The sequence below is a fragment of the Streptomyces sp. NPDC058751 genome, assembly GCF_042746485.1.
Lineage (GTDB): Bacteria > Actinomycetota > Actinomycetes > Streptomycetales > Streptomycetaceae > Streptomyces.
Window position 1 is genome coordinate 15,490 of the sequence record NZ_JBHYPZ010000017.1, and the last position, 26,223, is coordinate 41,712.

General features: G+C 71.6%; 21 protein-coding genes and 1 pseudogene. 7 read left to right on the top strand and 15 right to left on the bottom strand.

Annotation, left to right across the window (positions count from 1 at the left end; genetic code table 11):
• Window positions 1-75: 75 nt before the first annotated feature.
• The 3 genes from galK to galT are packed head-to-tail and all read right to left on the bottom strand — an operon-like array spanning window position 76 to window position 3,293.
• The gene (gene galK, locus ACFW6B_RS17435; protein WP_386596833.1) at window positions 76-1,227 is read right to left on the bottom strand and encodes a galactokinase; all 1,152 of its coding nucleotides are present in this window, start codon (window positions 1,225-1,227) and stop codon (window positions 76-78) included.
• A gap of 12 nt (window positions 1,228-1,239) precedes the next feature.
• On the bottom strand, window positions 1,240-2,208 hold the full coding sequence (gene galE, locus ACFW6B_RS17440) for a UDP-glucose 4-epimerase GalE (RefSeq protein ID WP_386596835.1): 969 nt from the start codon (window positions 2,206-2,208) through the stop codon (window positions 1,240-1,242).
• The gene (gene galT, locus ACFW6B_RS17445) at window positions 2,205-3,293 is read right to left on the bottom strand and encodes a galactose-1-phosphate uridylyltransferase (protein WP_386596837.1); all 1,089 of its coding nucleotides are present in this window, start codon (window positions 3,291-3,293) and stop codon (window positions 2,205-2,207) included. Before galT ends, galE begins: the two co-directional genes overlap by 4 nt.
• A gap of 177 nt (window positions 3,294-3,470) precedes the next feature.
• On the opposite strand from galT, the gene ACFW6B_RS17450 reads away from it, so the two are divergent.
• From ACFW6B_RS17450 to ACFW6B_RS17460, 3 genes and pseudogenes are all read left to right on the top strand, one after another.
• A complete protein-coding gene (locus tag ACFW6B_RS17450) occupies window positions 3,471-5,171 on the top strand; it encodes a sodium:solute symporter family protein (protein WP_386596839.1) in 1,701 nt (566 codons plus the stop codon).
• A 50-nt stretch (window positions 5,172-5,221) separates the two neighbouring features.
• Window positions 5,222-5,539, top strand: a complete 318-nt coding sequence (locus ACFW6B_RS17455; RefSeq protein ID WP_386596841.1) for a hypothetical protein — start codon at window positions 5,222-5,224, stop codon at window positions 5,537-5,539.
• Window positions 5,540-6,034: 495 nt separating this feature from the next.
• Window positions 6,035-6,781: pseudogene (locus ACFW6B_RS17460) on the top strand (M48 family metallopeptidase); the annotation flags it as partial.
• A 189-nt stretch (window positions 6,782-6,970) separates the two neighbouring features.
• On the opposite strand, the gene ACFW6B_RS17465 reads toward ACFW6B_RS17460, so the two are convergent.
• Together ACFW6B_RS17465 and ACFW6B_RS17470 are read right to left on the bottom strand one after the other, a co-directional pair.
• Entirely contained in the window at window positions 6,971-7,864 is an 894-nt protein-coding gene (locus tag ACFW6B_RS17465; RefSeq protein WP_386596843.1) for a hypothetical protein, read from the bottom strand.
• Window positions 7,865-7,897: 33 nt separating this feature from the next.
• On the bottom strand, window positions 7,898-8,299 hold the full coding sequence (locus ACFW6B_RS17470; RefSeq protein ID WP_386596845.1) for an ATP-binding protein: 402 nt from the start codon (window positions 8,297-8,299) through the stop codon (window positions 7,898-7,900).
• Window positions 8,300-8,535: 236 nt separating this feature from the next.
• Between ACFW6B_RS17470 and ACFW6B_RS17475 the strand changes: the two genes are divergently transcribed.
• From ACFW6B_RS17475 to ACFW6B_RS17485, 3 genes are read left to right on the top strand one after another with little or no spacing between them, the layout of a single operon-like run.
• Entirely contained in the window at window positions 8,536-9,387 is an 852-nt protein-coding gene (locus tag ACFW6B_RS17475; protein WP_386596847.1) for a helix-turn-helix domain-containing protein, read from the top strand.
• A gap of 9 nt (window positions 9,388-9,396) precedes the next feature.
• The gene (locus tag ACFW6B_RS17480; protein WP_386596849.1) at window positions 9,397-9,594 is read left to right on the top strand and encodes a DUF397 domain-containing protein; all 198 of its coding nucleotides are present in this window, start codon (window positions 9,397-9,399) and stop codon (window positions 9,592-9,594) included.
• Window positions 9,595-9,599: 5 nt separating this feature from the next.
• Window positions 9,600-10,496, top strand: a complete 897-nt coding sequence (locus tag ACFW6B_RS17485) for an NAD(P)-dependent oxidoreductase (RefSeq protein ID WP_386596851.1) — start codon at window positions 9,600-9,602, stop codon at window positions 10,494-10,496.
• Between the two features lie 27 nt (window positions 10,497-10,523).
• Here the strand turns inward: ACFW6B_RS17485 and ACFW6B_RS17490 are convergent, their stop codons facing one another.
• The 10 genes from ACFW6B_RS17490 to rsmI all read right to left on the bottom strand — a co-directional run bounded on the left by ACFW6B_RS17490 (window position 10,524) and on the right by rsmI (window position 24,305).
• The gene (locus ACFW6B_RS17490; protein WP_386596853.1) at window positions 10,524-11,231 is read right to left on the bottom strand and encodes a LuxR C-terminal-related transcriptional regulator; all 708 of its coding nucleotides are present in this window, start codon (window positions 11,229-11,231) and stop codon (window positions 10,524-10,526) included.
• Window positions 11,232-11,531: 300 nt separating this feature from the next.
• The gene (locus ACFW6B_RS17495; protein ID WP_386596856.1) at window positions 11,532-13,733 is read right to left on the bottom strand and encodes a PQQ-binding-like beta-propeller repeat protein; all 2,202 of its coding nucleotides are present in this window, start codon (window positions 13,731-13,733) and stop codon (window positions 11,532-11,534) included.
• A gap of 79 nt (window positions 13,734-13,812) precedes the next feature.
• Window positions 13,813-15,654 carry a PQQ-binding-like beta-propeller repeat protein gene (locus tag ACFW6B_RS17500; RefSeq protein WP_386596858.1) on the bottom strand — a complete coding sequence of 614 codons (1,842 nt, stop codon included), beginning with the start codon at window positions 15,652-15,654 and terminating at the stop codon, window positions 13,813-13,815.
• 516 nt (window positions 15,655-16,170) lie between these two features.
• Window positions 16,171-17,976 carry an ABC-F family ATP-binding cassette domain-containing protein gene (locus ACFW6B_RS17505; RefSeq protein ID WP_386596862.1) on the bottom strand — a complete coding sequence of 602 codons (1,806 nt, stop codon included), beginning with the start codon at window positions 17,974-17,976 and terminating at the stop codon, window positions 16,171-16,173.
• 82 nt (window positions 17,977-18,058) lie between these two features.
• Complete coding sequence (locus ACFW6B_RS17510) at window positions 18,059-18,961, bottom strand: 4-(cytidine 5'-diphospho)-2-C-methyl-D-erythritol kinase (RefSeq protein ID WP_386596864.1); 903 nt, start codon at window positions 18,959-18,961, stop codon at window positions 18,059-18,061.
• Window positions 18,958-19,911 (bottom strand): 16S rRNA (adenine(1518)-N(6)/adenine(1519)-N(6))-dimethyltransferase RsmA, encoded by a 954-nt coding sequence (rsmA, locus tag ACFW6B_RS17515; protein WP_386596866.1) that lies wholly within the window; start codon window positions 19,909-19,911, stop codon window positions 18,958-18,960. The genes ACFW6B_RS17510 and rsmA overlap by 4 nt, the downstream gene beginning before the upstream one ends.
• Before the next feature lie 148 nt (window positions 19,912-20,059).
• Entirely contained in the window at window positions 20,060-21,475 is a 1,416-nt protein-coding gene (locus tag ACFW6B_RS17520) for a ubiquitin-like domain-containing protein (RefSeq protein WP_386596868.1), read from the bottom strand.
• 146 nt (window positions 21,476-21,621) lie between these two features.
• A complete protein-coding gene (locus ACFW6B_RS17525) occupies window positions 21,622-22,512 on the bottom strand; it encodes a TatD family hydrolase (protein WP_386596871.1) in 891 nt (296 codons plus the stop codon).
• A 163-nt stretch (window positions 22,513-22,675) separates the two neighbouring features.
• Window positions 22,676-23,167, bottom strand: coding sequence for a hypothetical protein (locus tag ACFW6B_RS17530; protein WP_386596873.1), 492 nt, complete (start codon window positions 23,165-23,167; stop codon window positions 22,676-22,678).
• A gap of 280 nt (window positions 23,168-23,447) precedes the next feature.
• Window positions 23,448-24,305: a 16S rRNA (cytidine(1402)-2'-O)-methyltransferase gene (gene rsmI / locus ACFW6B_RS17535; RefSeq protein WP_386596876.1), complete on the bottom strand. Its 858-nt coding sequence runs from the start codon at window positions 24,303-24,305 to the stop codon at window positions 23,448-23,450.
• Window positions 24,306-24,400: 95 nt separating this feature from the next.
• Here rsmI and ACFW6B_RS17540 point away from each other — a divergent pair, with 95 nt between their 5' ends.
• Window positions 24,401-26,140: a dolichyl-phosphate-mannose--protein mannosyltransferase gene (locus ACFW6B_RS17540; protein WP_386596878.1), complete on the top strand. Its 1,740-nt coding sequence runs from the start codon at window positions 24,401-24,403 to the stop codon at window positions 26,138-26,140.
• The last annotated feature ends 83 nt before the right edge of the window (window positions 26,141-26,223 follow it).

The window sequence follows — 26,223 nt, forward strand, 5'->3', positions numbered from 1 at the left end:
GAGGAGCGGGGGCCCGGGGGCGGAGCCCCCGAACAAGGGACGGGCAGGGGCGGAGGGGGCGAAAGAAGCCGTGGGTCAGCCGATCCGCCGGGCTCCCGCCGAAGGCACCGCCGGGAACACCCGCGGAGCGGTGAAGCCCGCCGCGGCGAACGCTTCCGTGATCGCCTTGGTGATCGAGTCGACGTCGGCCGCTTCGAGCAGCACGACAGCCGACCCCCCGAACCCACCCCCCGTCATCCGCGCCCCGAGGGCCCCGGCGGAGTTCGCCGCCGAGACGGCGAGATCCAGCTCGGGACAGGAGATCCGCAGATCGTCCCGCAGCGAGGCGTGACCGTCCGTCAGGACCGGCCCGATCGCCCGGACGTCACCCGCGTCCAGCAGGGAGACGACCCGGTCGACCCGGTGGTCGTCGGAGACGACGTGGCGGACGTAGCGACGCACGCGCTCGTCGGAGAGACGGGCGAGGGCCGCGTCGAGCTCCTCGTGAGCGACATCGCGCAGGTGGGAGACGCCGAGCTGCCGCGCCCCCTCCTCGCAGCCCTCCCGCCGCTCGGCGTACGCCCCGTCGCCGAGCGCGTGCTTCACCCGGGTGTCGACGACGAGGAGTTCGAGGCCCTGGGAGGCGAGGTCGAAGGGGATCTGGCGGATGGAGAGGTCACGGCAGTCGAGGTGCAGGGCGTGCCCCTCGGTGCAGCACGCCGACGCCGTCTGGTCCATGACCCCACAGGGCACGCCGACGAAGTCGTTCTCCGCGCGCTGGGCGAGCCGTGCCAGCTCGGGCCGGGTGAGCCCGAGTCCGTACAGCTCGTCGAGGGCGAGGGCGGTGACGACCTCCAGGGCCGCCGAGGAGGACAGCCCGGCGCCGGTGGGGACCGTGGAGGCCAGGTGGACGTCCGCGCCGCCGACGGCGTGGCCCGCCTCGCGCAGCGCCCACACGACACCCGCCGGGTAGGCGGCCCAGCCGGTGTCCGACCGGGGCGTCAGCTCGTCGACGCGCAGTTCGACGACGGGTCCCTCGATGTCCGCCGAGTGCAGCCGCAGCACGCCGTCGGACCGGCGGGACACCGCCGCGACCGCCGTGTGCGGCAGTGCCAGCGGCATCACGAACCCCTCGTTGAAGTCCGTGTACTCGCCGATCAGGTTGACCCGGCCGGGCGCCGCCCACACGCCCTCGGGCGCGGCGCCGTACAGCGCCTCGAAGCCCTCACGTACCCCTGCCTGCTCCACCCGCTCCACCCGTTACCCCTTAGCCGTGTTCTTCTGTGCGAACTCCCACGCGTCCGCGACGATCCCCGCGAGGTCCGCGCGGGACGGGTTCCAGCCGAGCCGCTGCCGTGCGGTCTCGGCCGAGGCGACCAGGATCGCCGGGTCCCCGCCGCGGCGCGGTGCCACGACCTCGGGGATCGGGTGTCCGGTCACCTGGCGCACCGTCTCGATGACCTCGCGGACGGAGAAGCCGTTGCCGTTGCCGAGGTTGCAGATCAGGTGCTCGCCGGGGGCCGCGGCCGTAAGGGCCAGCAGGTGCGCCTCGGCGAGGTCCGCGACGTGGATGTAGTCGCGGACGCAGGTGCCGTCCGGCGTCGGGTAGTCGTCGCCGTAGACGGAGATCGCGTCGCGGCGGCCCTGCGCGACCTGGAGGACGAGCGGGATGAGGTGCGACTCGGGGTCGTGCCGCTCACCGCTCTCGCCGTAGGCGCCGGCCACGTTGAAGTAGCGGAGGGAGACGGCGCCGAGTCCGTGCGCCGCCGCCTCGCCGGTGATCATGTGGTCGACGGCGAGCTTGGAGGCGCCGTAGGGGTTGGTGGGCCGGGTCGGGGCGGACTCCGTGATCGGGGTGGTCTCGGGTTCGCCGTAGGTCGCGGCGGTGGAGGAGAAGACCAGCGTGCGCACTCCGGCGTCGCGCATGGCGGCGAGCAGGGCCATGGTGCCGCCGACGTTGTTGTCCCAGTACTTCTCGGGCTTCACCACGGACTCGCCGACCTGGGAGAACGCCGCGAAGTGCAGGACGGCGTCGTAGGAGGGGTCCAGCCATTTGGCGGCGTCGCGGATGTCGCCCTCGACGAACGTGGCACCGGCGGGCACGCCCTCGCGGAATCCCGTCGAGAGGTTGTCGAGGACGGTGACCGTGTGACCCGCCTCGATCAGGTGGCGCGCGACCACACTGCCCACATAGCCGGCTCCACCTGTCACCAGGTACTTCCCACTCATGTACTCGCTACCTCTCGCAGTCGCTGAGCCGCGGTCTCCGGCGGCACGTCGTTGATGAACACGTTCATGCCGGACTCGGAACCCGCGAGGAACTTCAGCTTGCCGGAAGTGCGGCGAATGGTGAAAAGCTCGAGGTGGAGGGCGAAGTCGTCCCGGTTGACGCCTTCGAACTCCTCCAGCGGGCCGAAGGGAGCCTGGTGCCACGCCGCGATGTACGGCGTCGGCGGCTCGCCCGTCCCGTCCTTCCCACCGCCCTGTCCGTCGAAGATCCGGTCGAAGCGCCTCAAGAGTTCCAGGTAGACCTGGGGGAATTCTGTGCGCGCGTCCTCGTCGAGGCCGAGCAGGTCGGGCACGCGGCGGCGCGGGTAGAGGTGGACCTCGTAGGGCCAGTGGGCGGCGTACGGGACGAAGGCGATCCAGTGGTCGCTCGACAGGACGACCCGCGATCCGTCCGCGGTCTCCCGCGCGAGGACCTCGTCGAACAGGTTCTCCCCGCCGGTCGCCTCCTTGTGCTCGGCGAGGGAGCGCAGCATCAGCGCGGTGCGCGGGGTGGTGAAGGGGTAACCGTAGATCTGCCCGTGCGGGTGACCGAGCGTCACGCCGATCTCGGCGCCGCGGTTCTCGAAGCAGAAGACCTGCCGTACGGAGGGCAGATGGGAGAGTTCGGCGGTGCGGTCCGTCCAGGCTTCCAGGACGAGGGCCGCCTGCGCCTCCGTCAGGTCCTTGAAGGAGGCGTCGTGGTCGGAGGTGAAGCAGACGACCTCGCAGCGGCCGGAGTCCCCGGCCAGCGAGGGGAAGCGGTTCTCGAACACCACGACGTCGTACGAGGACTCGGGGATCTCGCTCAGCCGGTCGCCCGAGGACGGGCACAGCGGGCACTCGTCCGCCGGGGGGTGGTAGGTGCGCCCCTGGCGGTGCGAGGCGATCGCCACCGAGTCGCCGAGCAGCGGGTCGCGGCGCACCTCCGAGGTGGTGACGGTCGGATCGAGCGGACGTCGGTCCACCGCGTCGCGCACCCGGTCGTCGCCCGCGTCGTAGTAGATGAGCTCACGACCGTCGGCGAGCCGGGTCGAGGTCTTCTTCACAGTCGGACTCCCCATCAGCACCCGATCAAACCTTCAAACATAACCGAACACAACAAACCACAAGCCACCATCACAGTCAACGTCACAATCAAACAAAGGTCACCATCAGGAGGGTGTGCGCGCCGGATTCGGCGGCACGCCCCGGCTTGATGGGCGCACGAGACGAAGCGAGTTCTGATGCGATCCCCCACACAACCGCCCGGACCGGGCATCCTGCTCGCCGCCGAGCTGCGTCTCCCCACGAACGCACTCGACTACACGATCCTCGGCATCTACTTCGTGGTCGTCCTGGGCATCGGCTTCGCGGCCCGGCGCTCGGTGCGGACGAGCCTCGACTTCTTCCTGTCCGGGCGCTCACTGCCCGCCTGGATCACCGGCCTGGCCTTCATCTCGGCCAACCTGGGCGCCACCGAGATCCTCGGCATGGCCGCCAACAGCGCGCAGTACGGCGTCTACACCGTGCACTGGTACTGGATCGGCGCCATCCCGGCGATGGTCTTCCTGGGCCTGGTGATGATGCCGTTCTACTACGGCTCCAAGGTCCGCTCGGTGCCCGAGTTCCTGCTGCTGCGCTTCGACAGGTGGGCACACCTGCTGAGTTCGGTCCTGTTCGCCTTCGCCGCGGTCCTCATCGCCGGCGTCAACCTCTACTCGCTGGCGATCGTGGTCGAGGCGCTGCTCGGCTGGCCGCAGTGGGTGGCGATCGTGGTCGCCGGGTTCTTCGTCCTCGCCTACATCACCCTCGGCGGTCTCTCGTCCGCGATCTACAACGAGGTGCTCCAGTTCTTCGTGATCCTGGCGGCCCTGATCCCGATCGCCGCGCTCGGCCTGCACCGGGTGGGCGGCTGGGGCGGTCTGACCGACTCCCTGGAAGAGACCCACGGCGCCGACTTCACGACGGCCTGGGGCGGCACGGGCATCGGCAGCGCCAACCCGCTCGGCGCCAACTGGCTGACGATCGTGCTCGGTCTCGGTTTCGTGCTGTCCTTCGGCTACTGGACGACGAACTTCGCCGAGGTGCAGCGCGCACTGTCGGCGAAGAACCTCTCCGCGGCCCGGCGCACCCCGCTCATCGCGGCCTATCCGAAGATCTTCATCGTCTTCCTGGTGATGATCCCGGGTCTGGTGGCCGCCGTCCTGGTCCCGAGGATCGGCACCCCCGGCTCGGACCTCCAGTACAACGACGCGATCCCGTACCTGATGCAGGAGCTGCTGCCGAACGGTGTCCTCGGCATCGCGGTGACCGGTCTGCTGGCCGCGTTCATGGCGGGCATGGCGGCCAACGTCTCGTCCTTCAACACGGTCTTCACGACCGACATCTGGGCCAAGTACGTGGTCAGGGGCCGCGAGGACGGCTACTACGTCCGCTTCGGCCGGCTGATCACGGTGATCGGCGTCCTGGCGTCGATCGGCACGGCCTTCCTGGCCTCGTCCTTCTCCAACATCATGAGCTACCTCCAGACGCTGTTCTCCTTCTTCAACGTGCCGATGTTCGCGGTCTTCATCATCGGCATGTTCTGGAAGCGGGCGTCGGTGAAGTCGGGTTTCTGGGGCCTGCTGGCCGGTACGACGGCGGCGATGGTGAACTACTTCGTCTTCTACAAGCGGGGCGTCATCGGCTTCCCCTCCGACCAGGGCGCCAACTTCGTCTCCGCGATCGCCGGTTTCGTGGCCGGCGGCGTGGTGATGCTGGGGGTCTCGCTCTTCACCGCCCCCAAGCCGGCGCGGGAGCTGGAGGGCCTGGTCTACGGCACGGTGTCCCCCGGCATGGCCGAGCCGCCGGCCGCCGGTGACGACGCCTGGTACCGCAGTCCCGCGCTGCTGGGCTGGGGCGCGGTGATCCTGGCGGCCGCCTGCTACGTCCCGTTCTCGTTCTGACGTGTTGCGCCCCGCTTCGGTCCGCTTCGACGAGGGAGAATGAGGAAACCATGTCCGACTATTCGGAAGACGACGTCCAGCGCGAGGTCACGGAACTGGAGAAGCGGTCCGCGACCGCGGCCCGGCTGTTCGACATCCGCCGCATCATCGGCGGTCTGTTCGTGGTCTACGGCGTCATCGTCACCGTCGCCGGCATCACGGCCTCCGACGCCGACCTCGCCAAGGCCGGCGACATCAACATCAACCTGTGGACCGGCCTCGGCATGCTCGCCCTGGGCCTGTTCTTCCTGACGTGGCTGTGGCTACGGCCACTTCCGGCACCGGCCCCGGAGTCCACGGCCGAGGAGTCCCCTCCGCCGTCGGCCTGATCCCCGCCCGGGGCCGGAGTCCGCTCCGGTCCCGGCCCGCTCCGGGGCGTCCGCACAAAGCGCTTTACCCCACCGCGCCTCCGTGATCGACTACATCTTGACATGTACAGGCGGTCTCTGGGGAGGGGCCGTGGGGGCAGAGGAGCATCAGTGACGAACACCGCCGCGGCGGAGACGGTTCAGCCGTGCCCGGAATGCGGGACCGAGATCCGCGGGGACGACCGGTTCCCCCTGTGGTGCGCCGGTTGCGACTGGAACGTCGATCCGGAACGGCCGGAGGAGAAGCGGGGCCGGATCGCCAGGGCTCGGCGGGCCCTGGCACAGCGGCACGGTGAACGACTGCTGGCCGAACTGAGCGCCGGCGGGACCCTGCGGGCCCGGCGGGACCCCTCGGCCGTCCTCGCCTTCGCGGTCGCGCTCGTCGTCCACGGTCTGACCCTGGCGCTGACCGCGGGCGGCGCCTGGTTCCTCGTCCGGGGATGGGGCGACTGGGGAATGGTGCCCGGCGTCCTCCTCCTCGCCCTCGGTTGGTCGCTGCGGCCCCGGCTGTCCCGGCTGCCGGAGGACAAGCCCGTCCTGCGGCGTGCCGACGCCCCCGAACTCTTCGCGCTCACCGACGAGGTCGCCCGCGTGATCGGCACCCGCGGCGTCGACGCGATCGCCGTCGACGCCGAGATCAACGCGAGCGTGCAGAGCTACGGCGTGCGCGGGCACCGGCTCCTCACGCTGGGGCTCCCCCTGTGGGAGGTCCTCACGCCCCAGCAGCGCATCGCCCTGCTGGGTCATGAGATGGGCCACTACGTCAACGGGGACACCCGGCACGGCACTGTCGTCGCGACCGCCTGCCGGTCGCTCGCCACCTGGTACTACTACTTCCTGCCCATCGGTGATCCGAGGGGGCACGAACGGATCGTCAACCTGCTCTACATCGTGCCCCGACTGCTCGTGCGCGGAGTGTTCACGGTCCTCACGGGGCTGACCCTGCGCGCCGCCCAGCGGGCCGAGTACCTCGCCGACCGCGTGGCCGCCCGCGCGGGGTCGACGCAGGCCACCCTGGAACTGATGGACCATCTGCTGATCGCGGACTCGGCCGCCGTGACGCTGCAGCGCGAGGTCAATCTTGCCGCGCTGAAAGGACCGTGGGGCGGGGAACAGACAGCCGCCCGGGCGGACGGGCTGTGGGAGCGTCTAGCCGCGGACCTGGCGTCCGTGCCGGAACACGAGCGCGAGCGCCAGCGCCGGGCCGGCACCCTGCGGGGCCACAGCGTCGACGAGACCCACCCGCCGACCCATCTGCGCCACGCCTGCCTGCTGATCGGCGAGCCCACCCCCCCCCCCGGCCGTCACGACCGACGCCGAACGGGAGAGCCAGATCGCCACGGAACTGGCCGACGCACGCACGAAGGTGGCCCGGCAGATCATCCGGGACGGCTACTGACCCCGTTCAGGGGCGAACAGGTCGGCCGGGTCGGTCACGTGGACGGCCCGCTCCGACCAGACCTTGAGCTGCTCCAGATCGGAACACGCCTGCACGCGAAGCCGGGTGGAGTCAGACACCTCGATGCCGCGCAACTCCAGGATCCGCAGGATCATCTCGATGCGATCCTCGATACGCCCTTCGACGCGCCCTTCGTCCCTCAGCTGATCCGCGACCGGATTCTGGAAGAAGTAGTTCACCGGAGCCATCAGGTCCCTCCAAATCTCCTTCGCCCGGGAATCCACCAGGCCGGACGTCACAAGCTGCGCCAGCAGAGCTGCACCTGCCGGTTCGATGGCCTCCAGAGCCGCCGCGAGTGGTGCCAGTATCGCAGCGACACCTGGCCCTTTACCATGTGTAATCGCCGAAAGCACCGCGAGCGACACATCCTGCGCCGCCTCCTTCTCATCGGTGATCACAGGCACCTGGTCCGGCCCGAGAACCATCGGCCTCACGACGAGCGAGGACCAACCGGGCAGACCGAACCGGATGGGCTGGGCCGCCCAACGCGCGGTGGAACTGCTCTGGGTCATCACGATCAGCACCGGTTCACAGCGGTACTTCTCGTAGAGGTACGAGAGGTAGTACGGCCAACTTCCCCGCTTCCTCTCGTCCTTCTTGCCCTGCGACTCCAGCACCAGCAGGAAGTCACCGCTCTCGGTGTGCACCCGCACCAGGCTGTCCACCCGCCGCTCGACCGGCTCGATCTCGGTCAAGTCCGTGTTGACCACCGTGAAGCCGCACGGTTCCGGGAACGGCACGTGGAACAGCTTCTGGAAGTTGCGGATCAGCCCGGCCGTGTCCTTCTGGCCGAAGTGATGCATCGCCTCGTGCGACGAGCTGACCATCGGACCTCCTTTCGATCTGGCGTGATCAACGAGCTAGGCCGCGGACAGGTCACACCACACGTACTTGCCGGTGTCGCCGCCCTGCCCCAGCGGGTGCCAGCCCCAGTCGTCGGCGCAGGCCCGGACGAGAACCAGGCCCCGGCCCGCCTCCGCGTCGGGAGCCGCCTCCAGGTCGTACGGCGGCGGCACCGGGCTCGCGTCCCAGGCGCCGATCCGCAGCACCCCGTCCCGCCGGCGCAGCCGTAGGGCCGCGGGCCCCTTCGTATGGCGTACGGCGTTGGAGACCAGCTCCGCCGCCAGCAGCTCGGCGACGTCCGCGAGGCGGATCAGGCCGTGCAGGGTCAGGATCAGGCGGACGGTTCGGCGGCAGACCGTCACCGCGCGGGTGTCGTGGGGGATGTGCAGGCTGTAGGTCCAGGGTTCGGTTGTGGGCATGGCTGAACTCCGGTTCGGGTGTGGGGAGTCGAGAGTTCGCTGGGGCGCGGGCGGTGGCAGTGTCACGGCCGCCGTGGCAGGGCGGAGTGGTGCGCTTCCGGGTACCCCGGGGTTCCGCAGCGTGTGCGTCGCGTCACCGACGGTATGGGTAAAATTTGGGCCCACGCAAGCCGCTGCCGTAATCTTCCCCCCGAAGGTGTCACTGTCCCCGGGCAGTTGGGGCGAGGGAGGAAGCCATGCCGCGCAGACGGCAGCCGACCGCACGCCAGGAGCGCCTGGGCATCGAACTACGGAAACTGCGCGAGGCCGCAGGGCTCAAAGCACGCGAGGCGGCGGCACTGATCGGGTCCGACTCGGCCCAGATGAGCCAGATGGAGTCCGGCATCGCCGGGGTGAGCGAGGAGCGGGTACGCAGTCTCGCCGCTCACTACTCCTGCGCGGACGGGGAGTTGATCGAGGCGCTGGTGGGAATGGCCACCGACCGGACACGCGGCTGGTGGGAGGGGTACCGGGGCCTGCTGCCCACGCCGTTCCTGGACCTGGCCGAATTGGAGCACCACGCAACACACCGGCTCGACGTGGAGTTCCTGCACGTCCCCGGGCTGTTCCAGACGGAGGACTACGCACGCGCCGTCTTCTCGTACCGGGTTCCCCGACTGCCCGGAGACGAGATCGAGTTGCGGGTCCGCCACCGAATGGAACGCAAGGCGGTCATCGCGAGACCCGCTCCCGTCCCGTACAGGGCGGTGATCCACGAGGCGGCCCTGCGCATCAGAGTCGGCGATCGGAGAGCGGCCGGCCGCCAGCTGACGAGCGTCCTGGAGCTCTCCGAAGCGAACCACATCACCGTGCGCGTCATCCCCTTCGAGCTCGACGGCTTCGCCGGGGCCACGAACGCGATGATGTACGTCGGAGGTGCCGTGCCCAAGCTGGACACAGCTGTGCGGGACGCACCTCATGGCGCGGGGTTCATCGATTCCGAGGCACAACTGGGCACCTTTCGAACGCTCTTCCATATGGTGGAGGCCGTGTCACTCGAACCCACCCGTTCGCGTGACTTCATCCACCAGCTGGCGAAGGAACTGTGAGGGCCTGCCGTGACCAGCCCCGACAACTGGCAGAAGTCGTCGTTCTCCGGGAGCGGGGACGGCAACAACTGCCTCGAACTCGCCACCACCCCCGGCACCGCCTACCTCCGTGAGAGCGACACCCCCGCCACCCGCATATCGACAGCCCCCGGTGTCCTCGTCCACTTCCTGAACCACATAAAGAACGGGACCGGCGTGGAAGGCTGAGCCCCATGACCGACAAACTCACCGTCAGCGTTCTCGGCACCGGGATCATGGGGGCCGCGATGGCCCGTAGCCTCGCCCGGGCCGGGCACGGCGTCCGGGTCTGGAACCGCACCCGGGACAAGGCCGAGCCGCTGGCCGCCGACGGCGCGCACGTCGCGGACACCCCGGAGGAGGCCGTGCGGGGCGCCGACGTCGTCCTGACCATGCTCCACGACGGCCCCGCCGTCCTCGACGTCATGCGCCGGGCGGAACCGGGGCTGCGGAGCGGGGCCGTCTGGGTGCAGTCCACGACCGCCGGGACCGAGGCGATCGGCGAGCTCGCCGGGTTCGCCGCCGCACACGGGCTCGTCTTCTTCGACGCGCCCGTCCTCGGGACGCGCGCCCCCGCCGAGGCCGGGCAGCTCACCGTGCTCGCCGCCGGCCCGAGCACGGCCCGCGACACCGTGACGCCCGTCTTCGACGCCGTCGGCGCCCGCACGGTGTGGACCGGCGAGGACGGCGCGGCGGGCAGCGCCACCCGGCTCAAGCTCGTCGCCAACGGCTGGGTCCTCGCCGCCACCGCCGCGACCGGCGAGACGCTCGCCCTGGCCAAGGGCCTCGGCGTGGACCCGCAGGACTTCTTCGGCCTCATCGCGGACGGGCCGCTCGACATGGGCTATCTGCACGCCAAGGCAGCCCTCGTCCTGGAGGACCGGCTGTCCCCGGCCAGCTTCGCCGTCACCACCGCAGAAAAGGACGCCCGCCTGATCGTGGAGGCCGGGCGACGGAACGGCGTGCGGCTCGACGTCGCCGAGGCCGCCGCCGAACGCTTCCGTCGCGCCGGCACCCTCGGCCACGGGGACGAGGACATGGCCGCCGCGTACTTCGCGAGCTTCGAGGAGGGGAAGCCCCCCTCCCCGTAGCCCCGGGACTCGTGGACCCCGTACGTCTCAGCGGGTGTTGTCCGTGTACCCGCGCGGGGTCTGGGCCGGGATCGGACCCGCCCGGTCCAGGAGTCCCGTGCGGGCCGCGAGCGCCGCCGCCTCCAGGCGGGAGCCCACGCCCAGTTTCATCAGGACCCGCTGGACGTGCGTGCGGGCCGTGGACGGGGCGATGCCCATGCCGGCCGCGATGAGCCTGGTGTCCTCGCCGTCGGCGACCCGCACCAGGACCTCCACCTCGCGGGGCGTGAGCATCTGGAGCAGCCGCTGTCCCTCGTCGTCGGGCTGGGCGGCGGGATTGAGCAGTTCGCCGAAGGCGCCCTGGAGCAGTTGCGGGGCCACGGCCGCCTCACCCGCCCTCGCCTTCATGATCGCGCGCTCGACCCCCTCGATGCGCTCGTCATGACGTACGTAGCCGGAGGCGCCGGCGGCGAACGCGGCGGCGATCCCGCGCGGGTTCGGCACCGGCCCGAGCACCAGCACCGCCACCTGCGGGCGCTCCTTCTTGATCCGCACCACCGGGTCGAAGATCCCCGGCTCGGCGGGTGTCGCCGTACCGATCAGGCACACCTCGGGCGCCCTCGTGATCACCAGTTCCGCCGCCCCCGCGGCGGGCGCCGCCGCGGCGAGCACCCGGTGCCCGCGCAGCTTCAGTGCCGAGGCCAGCGCCTCGGCGAGCAGTCGGTGGTCATCGACCACCATGAGCCGGACTCCCATCAGGCAACCCCCCAGTCCCCCCAAGCATCCCCACTGGTTCCCCGTGGATATAGGAGCCCCCCGGCTCTCCATCCCCCGGAAGCTACACGCTTGTTCGACGTTGCGCTTCCCCTACTGGAGAGAAGTGCCCCGGAATATCGAAATCCCACCCAATAGGAAGTGATGCGGGGTACGCGTGCGGCCCCGCCCCTGACCAGGGACGGGGCCGCACACGGTGTTTCGGCCGAACAAATCGATCCGGAGAACCGATCACCGCATTCTTTCGAAGGTGATCACTTCGGTTCACTCGAAAGGTGACGGTTACTTCGTTCCGAAGGCGATCGCCAGGTAGTCCTTGTCCGTCGCGGAGGTCGGCTTGTCCGCGTAGACCTGGGCCATGTACAGCCGGCCGTCGCGGTAGAGGATCTCGGCGTAGTCCGGGAGCATGCTCGCCTCGGCGTCGCGCGTCGACTGGGTGGCCGGGTTCTCCATCAGCTTCGTCTCCTTGAAGGAGGTTCCGTCGATGGAGACGATCTGCCCGCCCTTGTCGTACGGCGGCCGCTTGTACGCGAGGAGGCTGGTGCCGTCCATGCGCAGCGGGGTGATGCTGTAGCCGTCGCCCGCGTCCGCGCGCTGGCCGGTCTGCTTCCCGGTGGCCAGGTCGAAGGCGACGATCTCGTTGGTCCGGCTGTAGTCGCCGGTGCCCTCGTGCTCCTCCGTCGGGATGTACAGCCTGTCGTTGCCGACGGCGAGCGACTTGCAGAACTCGATCCTGGTGATGCCGTCGCACTTGGCCGCGTACGTCTCGCCGGGCGCCGAGATCTTCGCGCGCAGCTTGCCGGTCTTGTTGTCGATGGAGAAGAAGTCCGAGATGCCGCTGCCGTCACCGGCGGAGTCGCCGACGTCGGCCGCCACGACCAGCGGGTCGGTGGAGACGACGCTCGCGTACTCGATGCCGGGCGACATCTTGTACTCGGAGACGACCTTCCCGGACTTCGGGTCGATGGTCTGGATGTGGAGCTGGCGCGTGCTGCCGTACTCGCCGCACTTGCGGACCGCGACCAGCTTCTCGCCGCCGCCGTAGCCGGAGTCGTAGCAGGTGTCGCCCGACTTCGGCGCCCACAGCGCCTTGCCGGTGGAGATGTCGAACGCGCCGCCGCCGCCCGTGCTGCCCGTGGCGACCGTGTTCCCGCTGATCGTCACGTTGTCGAGGTTGATCTCCTGGTCACCGGACTTGACCGTCCGGGTCCAGAGTTTCGCTCCCGCGTCGAGGTCGATGGCCGCGAGCTGGGTGCACCCGTGCGAGGGCTGCGTCTTGGTGGGCATGGCCGGCTCGTAGATGATCGCCGAGCGGTTGGAGTCCGTGCTGTGCCGGCTGGCCTGGCACACGGGGCCGGGGAGCTTGATCGTCCAGGTCTTGGCGCCGGTGCTCGGGTCGTAGCCGTTGATCTCGGCGTTGCCGGTCTTGGCGTACACCTCGTCGGTGAGCCAGGAGCCGGACGTCGTCACGCTCGTGACGCCCTTGGGCACGGCCGGCGCGGGGATCTGGAACAGCAGCGCGGAACTCGTGTCGGCCGGGACCTTCTCGCCGCCGTCGCCGCCCTTCTTGTCGCCGTCCTTGCCGTCGCCGCCCTTGCCGCCGGTGCCGCCGCTCGTGCCCCCGGCGTTGCGGGTGTCGTCCTTGCCGGAGTTCTGCGAGTACAGGACACCGCCGCCGACGATCAGCGCGATGGCCACCACGGCCGCCACGATGATGAGCAGCTGGCTGTTGAGCTTGCCGCCGCTCCCCTGCGGGGCCTGCGGCTGCATCGGCATGGTCTGCGGCTGCGGGTAGCCGTACGGGCTCGGCTGGCCCGCGGCGCTGTACGGAGCCTGCGGCTGGCCCGGGTAGCCGTAGCCCGGCTGGGCCGGGTAGCCGTAGCCGTGGCCCGGCTGTCCGGGGGGCGGCGTCTGCGGATAGCCGTACGGCTGCTGCGGGGACGCGGGCGGGGGCGTCTGGGGGTGGGGGTAGCCGTAGCCGGGACCCGCGGCGGCCGGCGGAGGCGTCGGCGGACCGAAACCGCCCGCGGGCGCGTCCTGCGGAGCGCCGAAGCCCGGTGCGGGCGGGGCGGCCTGCGGGGGCGGGTCCTGGGGTGCGCCGAAGCCCGGTGCGGGCGGGGCGGCCTGCGCGGACGCGTCCTGCGGGGGCGGGGCCTGCACGGCGCCGAAGGTCTTCGTGGGCGTGTCCTGCACGGGCGCGTCCTGTGCCGGCGCGTCCTGTGCCGACGCGTCCTGCGCGGGCGCGTCCTGGGATGCGCCGGAACCCTGCGCGGGCGTGTCCTTCACCGCGCCGAAGGTCTTCGTGGGCGTGTCCTGCACGGGCGCGCCCTGTGCGGACGCGTCCTGTGCCGGCGCGTCCTGGGGTGCGCCGGAACCGCCGGGCTCGGGGGCTTCCCCGCTCGGGCTCTCCTGAGAGCCCGGGGAGGGTTCCTGCGGTGCGCCGAAGCCCTTCGGGGGCTCGTTCGGCGGCGGGGGCTGGCTCATGACGTGAATACCTCGGAATGCGTGGGGACGGCGGGCCTGTGCGCGTACGGGACGCGGGGAAACGGGACGGGGGCGTCGGTCACTTGCCGTAGGCCAGCATGAGCTTCTCCTTCGCCTCGTCGTTGCCCGTCAGCCGGGTCGTGGAGATGTAGAAGCGTCCGTCCACGAAATCGACGGCCTTCGAGTAGAAGCCGGACTCGATGGCCGCGGTGCCCTGCGGGTTCTGGAGCAGCTTCACGGGCGTGTGGCCGGAGCCGCCCGTCGGGATCGACACCACGCGGCCACCGCCGTCGTAGGACGCCTCGACGTAGGCGATGAGCCCGCCGCCCTCCGTCTTCATCGGCATCATCGTCGCGTCCGTCGGGGACTTGACGCGCCACTTCTCCTTGCCGGTCGCCAGGCTGAACGCGACGATCTCGTTGGGGCCGGTCTTCGCCTCGGTCGGCAGGTAGAGCGTGTCGGCGTCGGCGACCGCGCCGAAGCAGCCCGTCAGTTCGCGGGCGAGGATCGCGAAGCCGCACTCGGGCGCGAGGCCGTCGTCGCTCTTGAGCTGCGAACGCAGCTTGCCGTCGTCGTTCAGCGCGGTGACGTTCACCGTCTTCTTCGTGTCGTTGGTCAGGTAGAGCACGACCGGGTCCACGGAGTAGGCGCGTCCGACCCGCCAGCCCTTGGGCATCTTCGTCGTCCACCGGGCCTTGCCGGTGGCCGGGTCCAGTTCCTGCACCTCGTCGTGCTCGGTGCTGGTGCCCGCCCCGCAGGCCGAGACGGCCAGCAGCTTGGAGCCGCCCGCGAATCCCGCCGGGTAGCAACTGGTGCCGTACTTCTTCTTGTCCCACAGCTTCTTGCCGCTGGTGACGTCGTAGGCCGTGCCCGACATCGAGCGGCCGACCGTCAGCGTCTTCCCGGTGAGGGACAGTTCGAGCGAGAGCGTGCTGTCGAACAGTTCGCCGTCCGCGACCTTCGCGCTCCAGCCCTTGGCGCCGGTGTTCAGGTCGACCTGCTGGAGCTGGTTGCACTTCGCGCTGCTGGAGGAACTGCTCATGTAGGCGATGACGATCTTGTCGTCGGCCGTCTTCTGCGGGGTGGCCGCGCAGATCTTCTCCGGGAACGCCAGGGCGTCCCAGACGGGCTTCCCGTCCTCGACGCCGTACGCGAAGAGCTGCTTGTACGCGGCCTTGACCGCCGTCTTGTCGGTGATCCACATCCCGGCGGCCTCGGCGCCCGAACCGGGCGCGTCGGGGGCCGACTTGTACCAGAGGACCTTCGCCTCGCCCGCCTTGCGGTCGGCGTTCAGGTCGTCGTCCTCCTCGCCGCCGTCACCGCTGCCGTCGCCGGGGTTGACCGGGGCGTCGGAGGCGGGCGAGGACGCGGACGGGCTGGGGCTCGTGCTGTGCTCCGCGACGGGCTTCTTGTCGTCGTCGCCGCTCGTGACGGCCCATACGGTGCCGCCGACGACGAGCAGACCCGCCACCGCGGCGGCGATGACGAGCGCGGGCTTCCCCTTGAACGGGTTCTTCGGGCCGCCGCCGGGCTGCGGGACGCCGGGTGCGCCCGGGTACGGCGCCTGGGGCGGATAGCCGTACCCCGGCTGCTGCCCGTATCCGTAGGGCCCGGGCTGGCCGTAGGGCCCCGGCTGCTGCGGCTGTCCGTACGGGCCCTGCTGGGTGTAGGGGCCGGGCTGCTGCGGGTATCCGTAGCCGGGCTGCGGGGGCGGGGTGCCCTGGGGCGGCTGCGCGGGAGGAGGGGGCGTGCCCTGGGGCGCGGGGGGCGTGTTGGGGGGCGTGCCCTGTGGCGCGCCCTGGGGTGCACCGAAGCCGGCCTGTGAGCGCGGGTCCGGCGAGGTGCCGGCACCACCCGTCGACGGCTGTTCCTGCGGTGCTCCGAAACCGCCCTGCGGCGGCTGACTCGGCGGCTGACTCATCAGCGCGTCCCCCTCTTCACTGATGTGACCCCCCACCGGTGGCGCCGGATTCGCGCCTCGTCCGGTGGATCTCAGACTGTTCTCAGACCGCTCTTTCTATCACTCTGGGGGGCGCGGACAGGGGGCCGGTGTGCGCCCTGTTCCCAAGGGAGGACCGGGCTGTGATGCCGTCGTTACGCGTCTTCACGGGCCCTTCACGCCGGGCGCCCGGGGTGAGTTCACCACCGCGGGACGGGCCCGGCGGGAGCGCTTTCGACAACTCGGGGGCGCCTTAAGGGACTTGCGAGCCCTTCTGGCGGGCCGTGCGCGCCGGCCACGCACGCCGGACGGGCGTCGGGGACGTGCGGCACCGGACAAATGCGCCAAACGTAGGGAACGGGCGGTGTACGCGCCGGGCGTACGCGCCGGGCGCGCGACACCCCCGCGCTCCTGGGCGCGCCACCCGCCGGGACCGCCGCGGCCCCGGCGGGCACCGTGCGTCGGTGCCCGCCGGGGCCGGGTGGCCGCTCCTGCGTGTCAGGCGTCTTCCGCCAGCTCCAGCCAGCGCATCTCCAGTTCCTCCCGCTCGCCCGCCAACCCGCGCAGTTCGGCGTCGAGTTGTGCGACCTTCCCGAAGTCGGTGGCGTTGTCGGCGATCTGGGCGTGCAGCTTCGTCTCCTTCTCGGAGATCTTGTCGAGCTGCCGCTCGATCTTCTGGAGTTCCTTCTTCGCGGCGCGGGCGTCGGCGGCCGACGCGGTCTTCGCCGGGGCGGGGGCGGCGGCGAGCACGGTGGCCGCGGCCGCCTCCTCCATCTTCTTGCGCCGCTCCAGGTACTCGTCGATACCGCGCGGAAGCATCCGCAGGGTGCCGTCGCCGAGGAGCGCGAACACGTTGTCCGTGGTGCGCTCGATGAAGAAGCGGTCGTGGGAGATCACGATCATGGAGCCGGGCCAGCCGTCGAGGAGGTCCTCCAGCTGGGTGAGGGTCTCGATGTCGAGGTCGTTGGTGGGCTCGTCGAGGAAGAGGACGTTGGGCTCGTCCATCAGCAGGCGCAGGATCTGCAGCCGACGGCGCTCACCACCGCTGAGGTCCCCGACCGGGGTCCACTGCTTCTCCTTGTTGAAGCCGAACGTCTCGCACAGCTGCCCCGCGGTCATCTCGCGTCCCTTGCCGAGGTCGACGCGGTCGCGGACGGACTGGACGGCCTGGAGGACCCGCCAGGTGGGGTCGAGTTCGCCGACCTCCTGGGAGAGGTAGGCGAGCTTGACGGTCTTGCCGGTGACGATCCGGCCGGCCGCGGGCTGCTTCTCGCCCTCGGTGCGGGCGGCCTCGGCGAGGGCGCGCAGCAGGGAGGTCTTGCCCGCGCCGTTGACGCCGACCAGGCCGATCCGGTCGCCGGGGCCGAGCTGCCAGGTGAGGTGCTTGAGCAGGACCTTGGGCCCGGCCTGCACGGTCACGTCCTCCAGCTCGAAGACGGTCCTGCCGAGCCGGGAGTTGGCGAACCGCATCAGCTCGCTCTTGTCGCGGGGCGGCGGCACGTCGGCGATCAGCTCGTTGGCGGCCTCGACGCGGAAGCGCGGCTTGGAGGTGCGGGCGGGTGCGCCGCGCCGCAGCCAGGCCAGCTCCTTGCGGACCAGGTTCTGCCGCTTGACCTCCTCGGTCGCGGCGATGCGCTCGCGCTCGGCGCGGGCGAACACGTAGTCGGAGTAGCCGCCCTCGTACTCGTAGACCGCGCCCTTCTGCACGTCCCACATGCGGGTGCAGACCTGGTCGAGGAACCAGCGGTCGTGCGTCACGCAGACCAGGGCGGAGCGGCGCTCGCGCAGGTGCTGGGCGAGCCAGGCGATGCCCTCGACGTCCAGGTGGTTGGTGGGCTCGTCGAGGACGATCAGGTCCTGCTCCTCGATGAGCAGCTTCGCCAGCGCGATGCGGCGGCGCTCGCCGCCGGAGAGCGGGCCGATCACGGTGTCGAGGCCCTGCGGGAAGCCGGGCAGGTCGAGACCGCCGAAGAGGCCCGTCAGCACGTCCCTGATCTTGGCGTTGCCCGCCCACTCGTGGTCGGCCATGTCCCGGATGACCTCGTGGCGCACGGTGGCCGTGGGGTCGAGCGAGTCGTGCTGGGTGAGCACGCCGATGTGCAGGCCGCCGGAGTGGGTGACCCGGCCGGTGTCGGCCTCCTCCAGCTTGGCGAGCATGCGGATCAGCGTGGTCTTGCCGTCGCCGTTGCGGCCGACGACACCGATGCGGTCCCCCTCGCTGACGCCGAGGGAGACTCCGTCGAGCAGTGCACGGGTGCCGTACACCTTGCTGACGGACTCGACATTGACCAGGTTGACGGCCATTTCTCTCCTGAACAAGGGGGACGATCGACCCTCAAGGGTAGTCCGCGCGGCGGACGTCCCCCGCCGCGCGTTCCGCATCCCCTCAGCCGAGCACGGTCGCTCCGGGCGCCGGCGACCGCGTGACGCGGACCGCCCGGCAGGTGCCCGAGGCGAGGAGCGCCCGGCCGACGGCCTGCGCGGACTCCGCGTCCGGGGCGAGGAACGCCGTGGTCGGGCCGGACCCGGAGACGAGCGCGGTGAGCGCGCCCGCCGCGCGGCCCGCCGCGAGGGTGTCGGCGAGGGCCGGGAAGAGGGAGAGGGCCGCGGGCTGGAGGTCGTTGGAGACGGCCTGGGCGAGGGCTTCGGCGTCGCCCTTCGCCAGCGCGTCCAGCAGGTCCTGCGAGGCGACCGGCTCGGGAACGTCCCGGCCCTCGTTCATCCGGTCGAACTCCCGGAAGACCGCCGGGGTCGACAGGCCCCGCTCGGCCATCGCGAACACCCAGTGGAAGGTCCCGCCGACCTCCAGGAGGCGCAGCTTCTCGCCCCGGCCGGTGCCGAGGGCCGCCCCGCCCACCAGGGAGAACGGCACGTCGCTGCCCAGCTCGGCGCAGATGTCGAGGAGTTCCTCGCGCGGGGCGTTCGTGCCCCACAGGGTGTCGCAGGCGAGCAGCGCGCCCGCTCCGTCGGCGCTGCCTCCGGCCATGCCGCCCGCGACGGGGATGTCCTTGGCGATGTGGAGGTGCACGGCGGGGTCGACGCCGTACCGGCGGGCGAGTTCGAGGGCGGCGCGGGCCGCGAGGTTCGTGCGGTCCAGGGGCACCTGGGCGGCGTCCGGGCCCGCGCAGGTGACGCGCAGCTCGTCCGCCGGGGTGACCGTCACCTCGTCGTACAGGCCGACCGCGAGAAAGACGTTGGCCAGGTCGTGGAAGCCGTCGGGGCGTGCGCCGCCGACCGCGAGCTGGACGTTGACCTTGGCAGGGACGCGTACCGTCACCGTCTCCGTCACGGCTGGGTCGACTCCTCGTTCTCGGGGGCGGGCTCGGGGGCGTACTGCCGGCCTGCGGCTCCGCTCCCGGTGGCGTCACTGTGGTCCGCCGCCACGCGGTTCTCCGCGATCCGGACGAACTCCTCGACGGTCAGGGACTCCCCGCGGGCCTGCGGCGAGATGCCGGCGGCGACGAGCGCGGCCTCGGCGGCAGGGGCGGAGCCGGCCCATCCGGCGAGGGCGGCGCGCAGGGTCTTGCGGCGCTGGGCGAAGGCTGCGTCCACCGCGGAGAACACCTCGGCCTTGGTGGCCGTCGTGCTGATCGGCTCGGTGCGCCGGGTGAGCGCCACGAGACCGCTGTCGACGTTGGGCGCCGGCCAGAAGACGTTGCGTCCGATGGCGCCGGCCCGCTTCACGTCGGCGTACCAGTTCGCCTTCACCGACGGCACGCCGTAGACCTTCGAGCCGGGCGGGGCGGCGAGCCGGTCGGCGACCTCCGCCTGCACCATCACGAGGGTGCGCTCGATGGTCGGGAAGGTGTCGAGCATGTGCAGCAGGACGGGCACGGCGACGTTGTACGGGAGGTTCGCGACCAGCGCGGTGGGCGGCGGGCCCGGCAGTTCCCTCACGTGCATGGCGTCCGAGTGCACCAGCGCGAAGCGGTCGGCGCGCTGCGGCATACGGGCCTGGACGGTCGCCGGGAGCGCGCTCGCGAGGACGTCGTCGATCTCGACGGCGACGACCCGGTCCGCCGTCTCCAGCAGGCCGAGCGTCAGCGAGCCGAGGCCGGGGCCCACCTCCACGACCACGTCGTCGGGCCGCACCTCCGCGGTCCGCACGATGCGGCGCACGGTGTTCGCGTCGATCACAAAGTTCTGGCCGCGCTGCTTGGTGGGCCGTACGCCGAGGACGTCCGCGAGTTCGCGGATCTCGGCGGGGCCCAGGAGGGCGTCGGAGGTGGGGCTGCTCACGAGCCAAGGGTACGGGGGGCCGGGCCCCGGCCGTGCGCCACGGCCCCGCGGCACGGTCTCCGGCGTGCGGCCGCGGGGCGGGGGCAGCGATGCGGGGGCAGCGGCGCGGCCGTGGAGCGGGGCCGGCGGTGCGGCCGCGGGGACGGGGTCAGCGGTGCAGCCGTCGCCCGCAGTGGGGCCAGGGGCTCGCCCCTCGGCGCAGGTACAGCTTCTTGGCCCTGCGTGTCTGTTCCGCGGCCGGGGCGTCCTGGGGGCGTCCGGCGCCTCCGAGGGTGCGCCAGGTGCGGGTGTCGAACTGGTAGAGGCCGCCGTAGGTGCCGGACGGGTCCACGGCGCGGGGCCGGCCGCCGGACTCGCACGCGGCGAGGCCCGCCCAGTTCAGGTGGTCGGCGCCGCCGCGGTACCGCGGGCGCGGCTTCGTGCCGACCCGGACCACCCGGGCCCGCGGCTTCCGCACCACCTCGGACCGTTCGAGCCGGGGGCGCTGTCTCACCCCGTTGACGGTGCGCAGGGTGTAGGTGAGGCGCCGTGTTCCGTACCGGCCGGGCTCCTCGACGACCTCGACGCCCTTGAACAGCGAGGGGTCGTCGACCCGCCGCACCTTGAACGGGATCCGTTTCTCGCGGACCTCCCTGGTGCCGGTGACGCGCAGGACGGTGACCGTCTGACCGTCCCGCGGGAAGCTCCCGGACGGCACGGAGGTCGTGTCCTGTCCGCGCAGGGTGATCCCGGCCCCCCGCACGGCCTCCGCGACGCTCGCCGCGTTGGTGCGGATCGTCCGTGCCCGGCCGTCGGCCATGATCGTGACCGCGCGTTCGGTCCGTACGTCGAGCTCCAGTCCCTCGCGCCCGATGCGCAGGGAGCGCGAGGCCGACAGGTGGGCGCCCTCCGCGCGCACCCCCAGCCGGCCGAGCGCCCCGTCCACGGTGTGCGCCGTCGTCCACACCCTGTGCCGCTCCCCGTCGATCGTGAGGTGCACCGGGCGTCCGTAGCGCACCGCGATCTCGTCCCCGTCGGCGAGGGCGGTGCCGGGGGGCGGCGCGACCATGTCGTGCGGGCCCACCTGCACGCCTTCGTCGGCGAGCAGTTCGGTCACGTCGTCCGCGAAGGTGTGCAGGGTGCGCGGTCTGCCGTCGACGCTGAGCTCGACCGCCTTGTCGTTGGCGACGAACGCGGAGGTGCCGCCGGCCAGGAAGGCCACGACCAGGGCCTGCGGGAGCAGTCGGCGCAGGGAGTCGGGGCATTCCAGGAACCCTTTGCGCCGGGCGGCGCGACGCGCCTCGGCCCGGCCGCCCGTACCGCGCCCCGGGGCCCGCCCGTCGGTGGTTCCGCCGGGTCCGGTGCCGGTTCCGGCCCCGGTCCCGGCGCCGTCGACCGGGGGCGCGGCGGCCGGGGGGCCCGGTGGCGGACACGGCAGGCGGGGCTCGGTCGGCGCGTCGGGCGAGACCGGCACGGTGGGCGCACCGGCCGGGGCGGCGCCGGTGACGCCGATGACGACGGTGGTGGCTTCGGGGCCACCGGTCGGTCCGTACGTCTTGTACGGCTCGTAACGCGAGCTGCTCATGACGACACGCTCCAGGGTCCGGATCGGGCGTCCAGAACCTAACCGAGCGATGTCACTCTCCAAAGCAGCGCGACTACTCCGTGTCGCGACTCTTTCTCGCCCGGAACCCGGGCGCAACCGGGGAGGGAACCGGGAAACGCTGCGGGTCAGTAATCGAACGCCCGGGCCGTGTTGGCCGAGATCGCGGCCGCCAGGGTGTCCTCGTCGATCCCCCGCACCTCGGCCATGGCGCGCACCGTGACCGGAATGAGATACGGCGCGTTGGGCCGTCCGCGGTACGGCGCGGGGGTCAGGAAGGGCGCGTCGGTCTCGACGAGGACGAGTTCGAGCGGGGCCACGGCCAGCGCGTCGCGCAGCGGCTGGGCGTTCTTGAAGGTCATGTTGCCGGCGAAGGACATGAAGTATCCGGCGCGGGCGCAGACCTCGGCCATGTCGGCGTCGCCCGAGTAGCAGTGGAAGACGGTCCGCTCCGGGGCGCCCTCCTCGGCGAGGACCCGCAGGACGTCCGCGTGGGCGTCGCGGTCGTGGATGACCAGGGCCTTGCCGTGCCGCTTGGCGATCTCGATGTGGGCGCGGAAGGAGCGCTCCTGCGCCTCCATGCCCTCGGGTCCGGTGCGGAAGAAGTCCAGTCCGGTCTCGCCGACGCCCTTCACGTGGGGCAGCCCGGCCAGCCGGTCGATCTCGGCGAGCGCCTCGTCCAGCGCCGCGTCACCGCCCGGCTGCCGGGCTCCCTGCCGGGACCAGCCGTCGGGGTCGCCCAGCACGATGCGGGGCGCTTCGTTGGGATGGAGGGCGACGGTGGCGTGGACGGCGTCGTGCGTGGCCGCCGTCTCGGCCGCCCAGCGTGAGCCCTTCACGTCGCAGCCGACCTGGACGACCGTCGTGACTCCGACCGAGGCGGCCTTGGCGAGGGCGTCCTCGACCGTGCCGGACTGCATGTCGAGGTGGGTGTGCGAGTCGGCCACGGGGACGCGCAGGGGCTCGGGAAGCGGGGGCGCGGCGTTCTTGTCGGCGGCGGAGGAGGCGGAGGAAGGCATGCCCCCGATCCTACGAAGGGGGCACGCCCGGTCTCACCCGGCGGGAGCGGACGGGCCGTCCGGCGGTCGGCCTCACCTCGCCGGAAGCGGGCGGGCCCTTCCGGGGACCGGCCTCACCTCGCCGGAAGCGGGCGGGCCGTCCCGCGGGTCCCGCCCGCCGGGGTCAGCCCGCCCGGTGGTGCTGGAACGGGTGCAGCAGGTCCGACAGGTGCCAGTGGCGCGGCTCCTTCGAGGCGTCGGCGGGCCCGGCCTGCGCGTCGGCGGGCCCGGCCTGCGTCTCCCCCTCCGGGCCGCCCCCGGACCGGCGCGGTGCCTGCCGCCGGTGGCGGGGCGCCGCGGAGAGCAGGGAGTCGCGGACGGAGGACACCTGGCCGGCGCGCATGATGCGCACGACGTGGCTGTCGCAGTTCAGGCAGGTGGGCCGGCTGAGCGGCGACGGCACGACCTCGCCGCCCGCCACGTACACCACGTACTCGGCGCCCTTCGCGTCGCGGTGGTGCTCGATCTCGTACGCCTGCTCCCAGCCGTTCCCGCAGCGCATGCAGGCGAAGGAATACGACTCGTGGACGACGGCCGACGCCGTGCCGCGGCGCCCGGTCTGTTCGGTGACCTGACCGGCGGCGACACCGCCGGGCTGTCCTGTGGTCTCACTCATGCCAGCTCCTCTTGTCCGCTGGACAAGCACCTCCGTCGGCGGGATTCCCCTGGACCGCGCCGACCCGCCGGAGGCGAGGGGCGGGTGCGCCCCTTCGTCCAGTGGACGCTTCTCCCGGCGCGAACGCATCCGGCCTGTCGAGTGTTGGAGGCGTTTTGGCCTTTCCTTGTGGGAACGCTCCCGTCACACGGCCTGGTCTTTGCTTTTCACGATAGTCCTTTGCCCTTCTATGGGCCGCTTCGTCGGGCGTCCTTCCCCGTGGACCGCTTCACGGACCGCTTCACGCGCCGCTCCGTTCGGCGTTCTTCGCCGCCACGACCGCGTCGAAGACGTCCCGCTTGGGGATCCCCGCCTCGCCGGCGACGGCGGCGATGGCCTCCTTGCGCCGCTCCCCCGCCTCCTCGCGCACCCGCACCCTGCGCACCAGCTCGGCGGCGTCCAGCTCCTCGGCCGCCCTCTCGGGGGCGCCCTCGACGACCACGGTGATCTCGCCGCGGACACCCTCGGCGGCCCAGGCGGCCAGCTCGCCCAGCGGGCCGCGCTTGACCTCCTCGTACGTCTTGGTCAGCTCGCGGCAGACGGCGGCCCGCCGCTGGGTGCCGAAGACCTCCGCCATGGCGGCGAGGGTGTCGTCGAGCCGGTGGGGCGCCTCGAAGTAGACGAGCGTGCGGCGTTCCTCCGCGACCTCCCGCAGCCGGGACAGGCGCTCGCCCGCCTTCCTGGGCAGGAAGCCCTCGAAGCAGAAGCGGTCGACGGGCAGGCCGGACAGCGCGAGCGCGGTGAGCACGGCGGAGGGGCCGGGGACGGCGGTGACCTTGATGTCCTTCTCGACCGCGGCCGCGACCAGCCGGTAGCCGGGGTCCGAAACGGACGGCATCCCCGCGTCGGTCACGAGCAGGACCCGCGCCCCGCCGGCGAGCGCCTCGACGAGTTCCGGGGTCCGGGCGGCCTCGTTCCCCTCGAAGTACGACACGATCCGCCCCGTGGGCTGGACGCCGAGGGCCTGGGTGAGCCGGCGCAGCCTGCGGGTGTCCTCGGCGGCGACGACGTCGGCCCCGGTCAGTTCCGCCGCCAGCCGGGGCGGTGCGTCGGAGATGTCGCCGATGGGAGTGCCTGCCAACACAAGGATTCCTGTCACGGTCCCATCCTCGCAGGGGTGCGGTCCGGCAAGCTCGTCCGGCCGGAAGGACCCATGCACGGGACTCCCACAGAGCTGTTCCCTACGATGGCGCGGTGACCAGTACCGCGTCCTCCACGGACACCCGGCAGGGCCAGGCCGCCGACGCTCAGCGGCCGTCGTGGCAGCAGAGGCTGCGCCGCTTCGGCTACACGGCGCCGCCCCGAAGTGATGTACGCGACCGGCTCGTGCCGCCGTACGCCCAGCCAGGCCCCGGGATCTGGGCCGCGCTCGGGCTGCGCCAGGGGGTCGCGGACCGTTTCAACCGCTGGTCGGGCTGGACGGGCCCGCTCCTGGTGACCCTGTTCGCCGGGTTGCTGCGGTTCTGGAACCTGGGCAGTCCGAAGGCGGTGATATTCGACGAGACGTACTACGCGAAGGACGCCTGGGCGCTCTTCCACCGCGGCTACGAGGTCAACTGGGCCAAGGAAGCCAACAGTCTGATCCTGCAGAACAACGGGAACGTGCGGGTCCCGAGCGACGCCGCCTACGTCGTCCACCCGCCGGTCGGCAAGTACGTCATCGGGCTCGGCGAGTGGATGTTCGGCTTCAACCCCTTCGGCTGGCGCTTCATGACGGCGCTGCTCGGCACGCTGTCGGTGCTGCTGCTGTGCCGGATCGGGCGCCGGCTGTTCCGCTCGACGTTCCTCGGCTGCCTCGCGGGCCTGCTGATGGCGGTGGACGGCCTGCACTTCGTGATGAGCCGCACCTCGCTGCTCGACGGTGTGCTGATGTTCTTCGTGCTGGCGGCCTTCGGGGCCCTGGTCGTGGACCGCGACAAGGCGCGGGCCAGGCTGGCCGCCGCGCTGCCCGTCGACGAGTACGGCTCGGCCCGTCCCGACGCGCACGTCGCCGAGACGACCCGTCTGGGCTGGCGGCCCTGGCGCTGGACGGCGGGCCTGATGCTGGGCCTGGCCATCGGCACCAAGTGGAACGGGCTGTACGTCCTCGCCGCGTTCTGCGTGATGGCGGTCCTGTGGGACGTGGCCTCGCGCCGGGTCGCGGGCGCCCGGCACCCCTACCTGGCGGCGCTCAGGCACGACACCGGCATCACGTTCCTGGCCACGGTCCCGGTCGCGCTGTCCGTGTACCTGGTGTCCTGGACCGGCTGGATCATGTCGGCGGACGACGGCAAGGGCGGCTACTTCCGCAACTGGGCCGCGACGGACGGCAGGGGCGGCAACTGGACCTTCCTCCCGGACTGGCTGCGCAGCCTGTGGCACTACGAGCACGAGGTCTACAAGTTCCACGTCGGGCTGTCGTCGCCGCACACCTACCAGTCCAACCCGTGGAGCTGGCTCGTCATGGGCCGCCCGGTCTCGTACTTCTACGAGTCCCCGCTGCCCGGCAAGGACGGCTGCCCCGCCGACGCCGGCGGCAAGTGCGCCCGTGAGGTGCTGGCGCTCGGCACGCCCCTGCTGTGGTGGGCCGCCTGCTTCGCGATCCTCTACGTGCTGTGGCGCTGGGCCTTCCGCCGCGACTGGCGGGCGGGCGCCATCGCCTGCGGCGTCGCGGCCGGCTACCTCCCCTGGTTCATGTACCAGGAGCGCACGATCTTCTTCTTCTACGCCGTCGTCTTCCTGCCGTTCCTCTGCCTCGCCGTGGCGATGATGATCGGCGCGATCCTCGGCCCGCCCGGCTACGCGGAACGCCGGCGCGTCATCGGCGCGGCCGGAGCGGGCGTCCTGGTCCTCCTGATCCTCTGGAACTTCATCTACTTCTGGCCCCTGTACACGGGAACGGCGATCCCGATCGAACAGTGGCGGTCACGGATGTGGCTGGATACCTGGGTGTAGACCGACCCGACTGGCCGAAAAGAAACGCGGAGGGGGGGGCGCGGTCCCCGTTGGAAGGTTAGCCGCCCCCGGTTGGGGGAAAG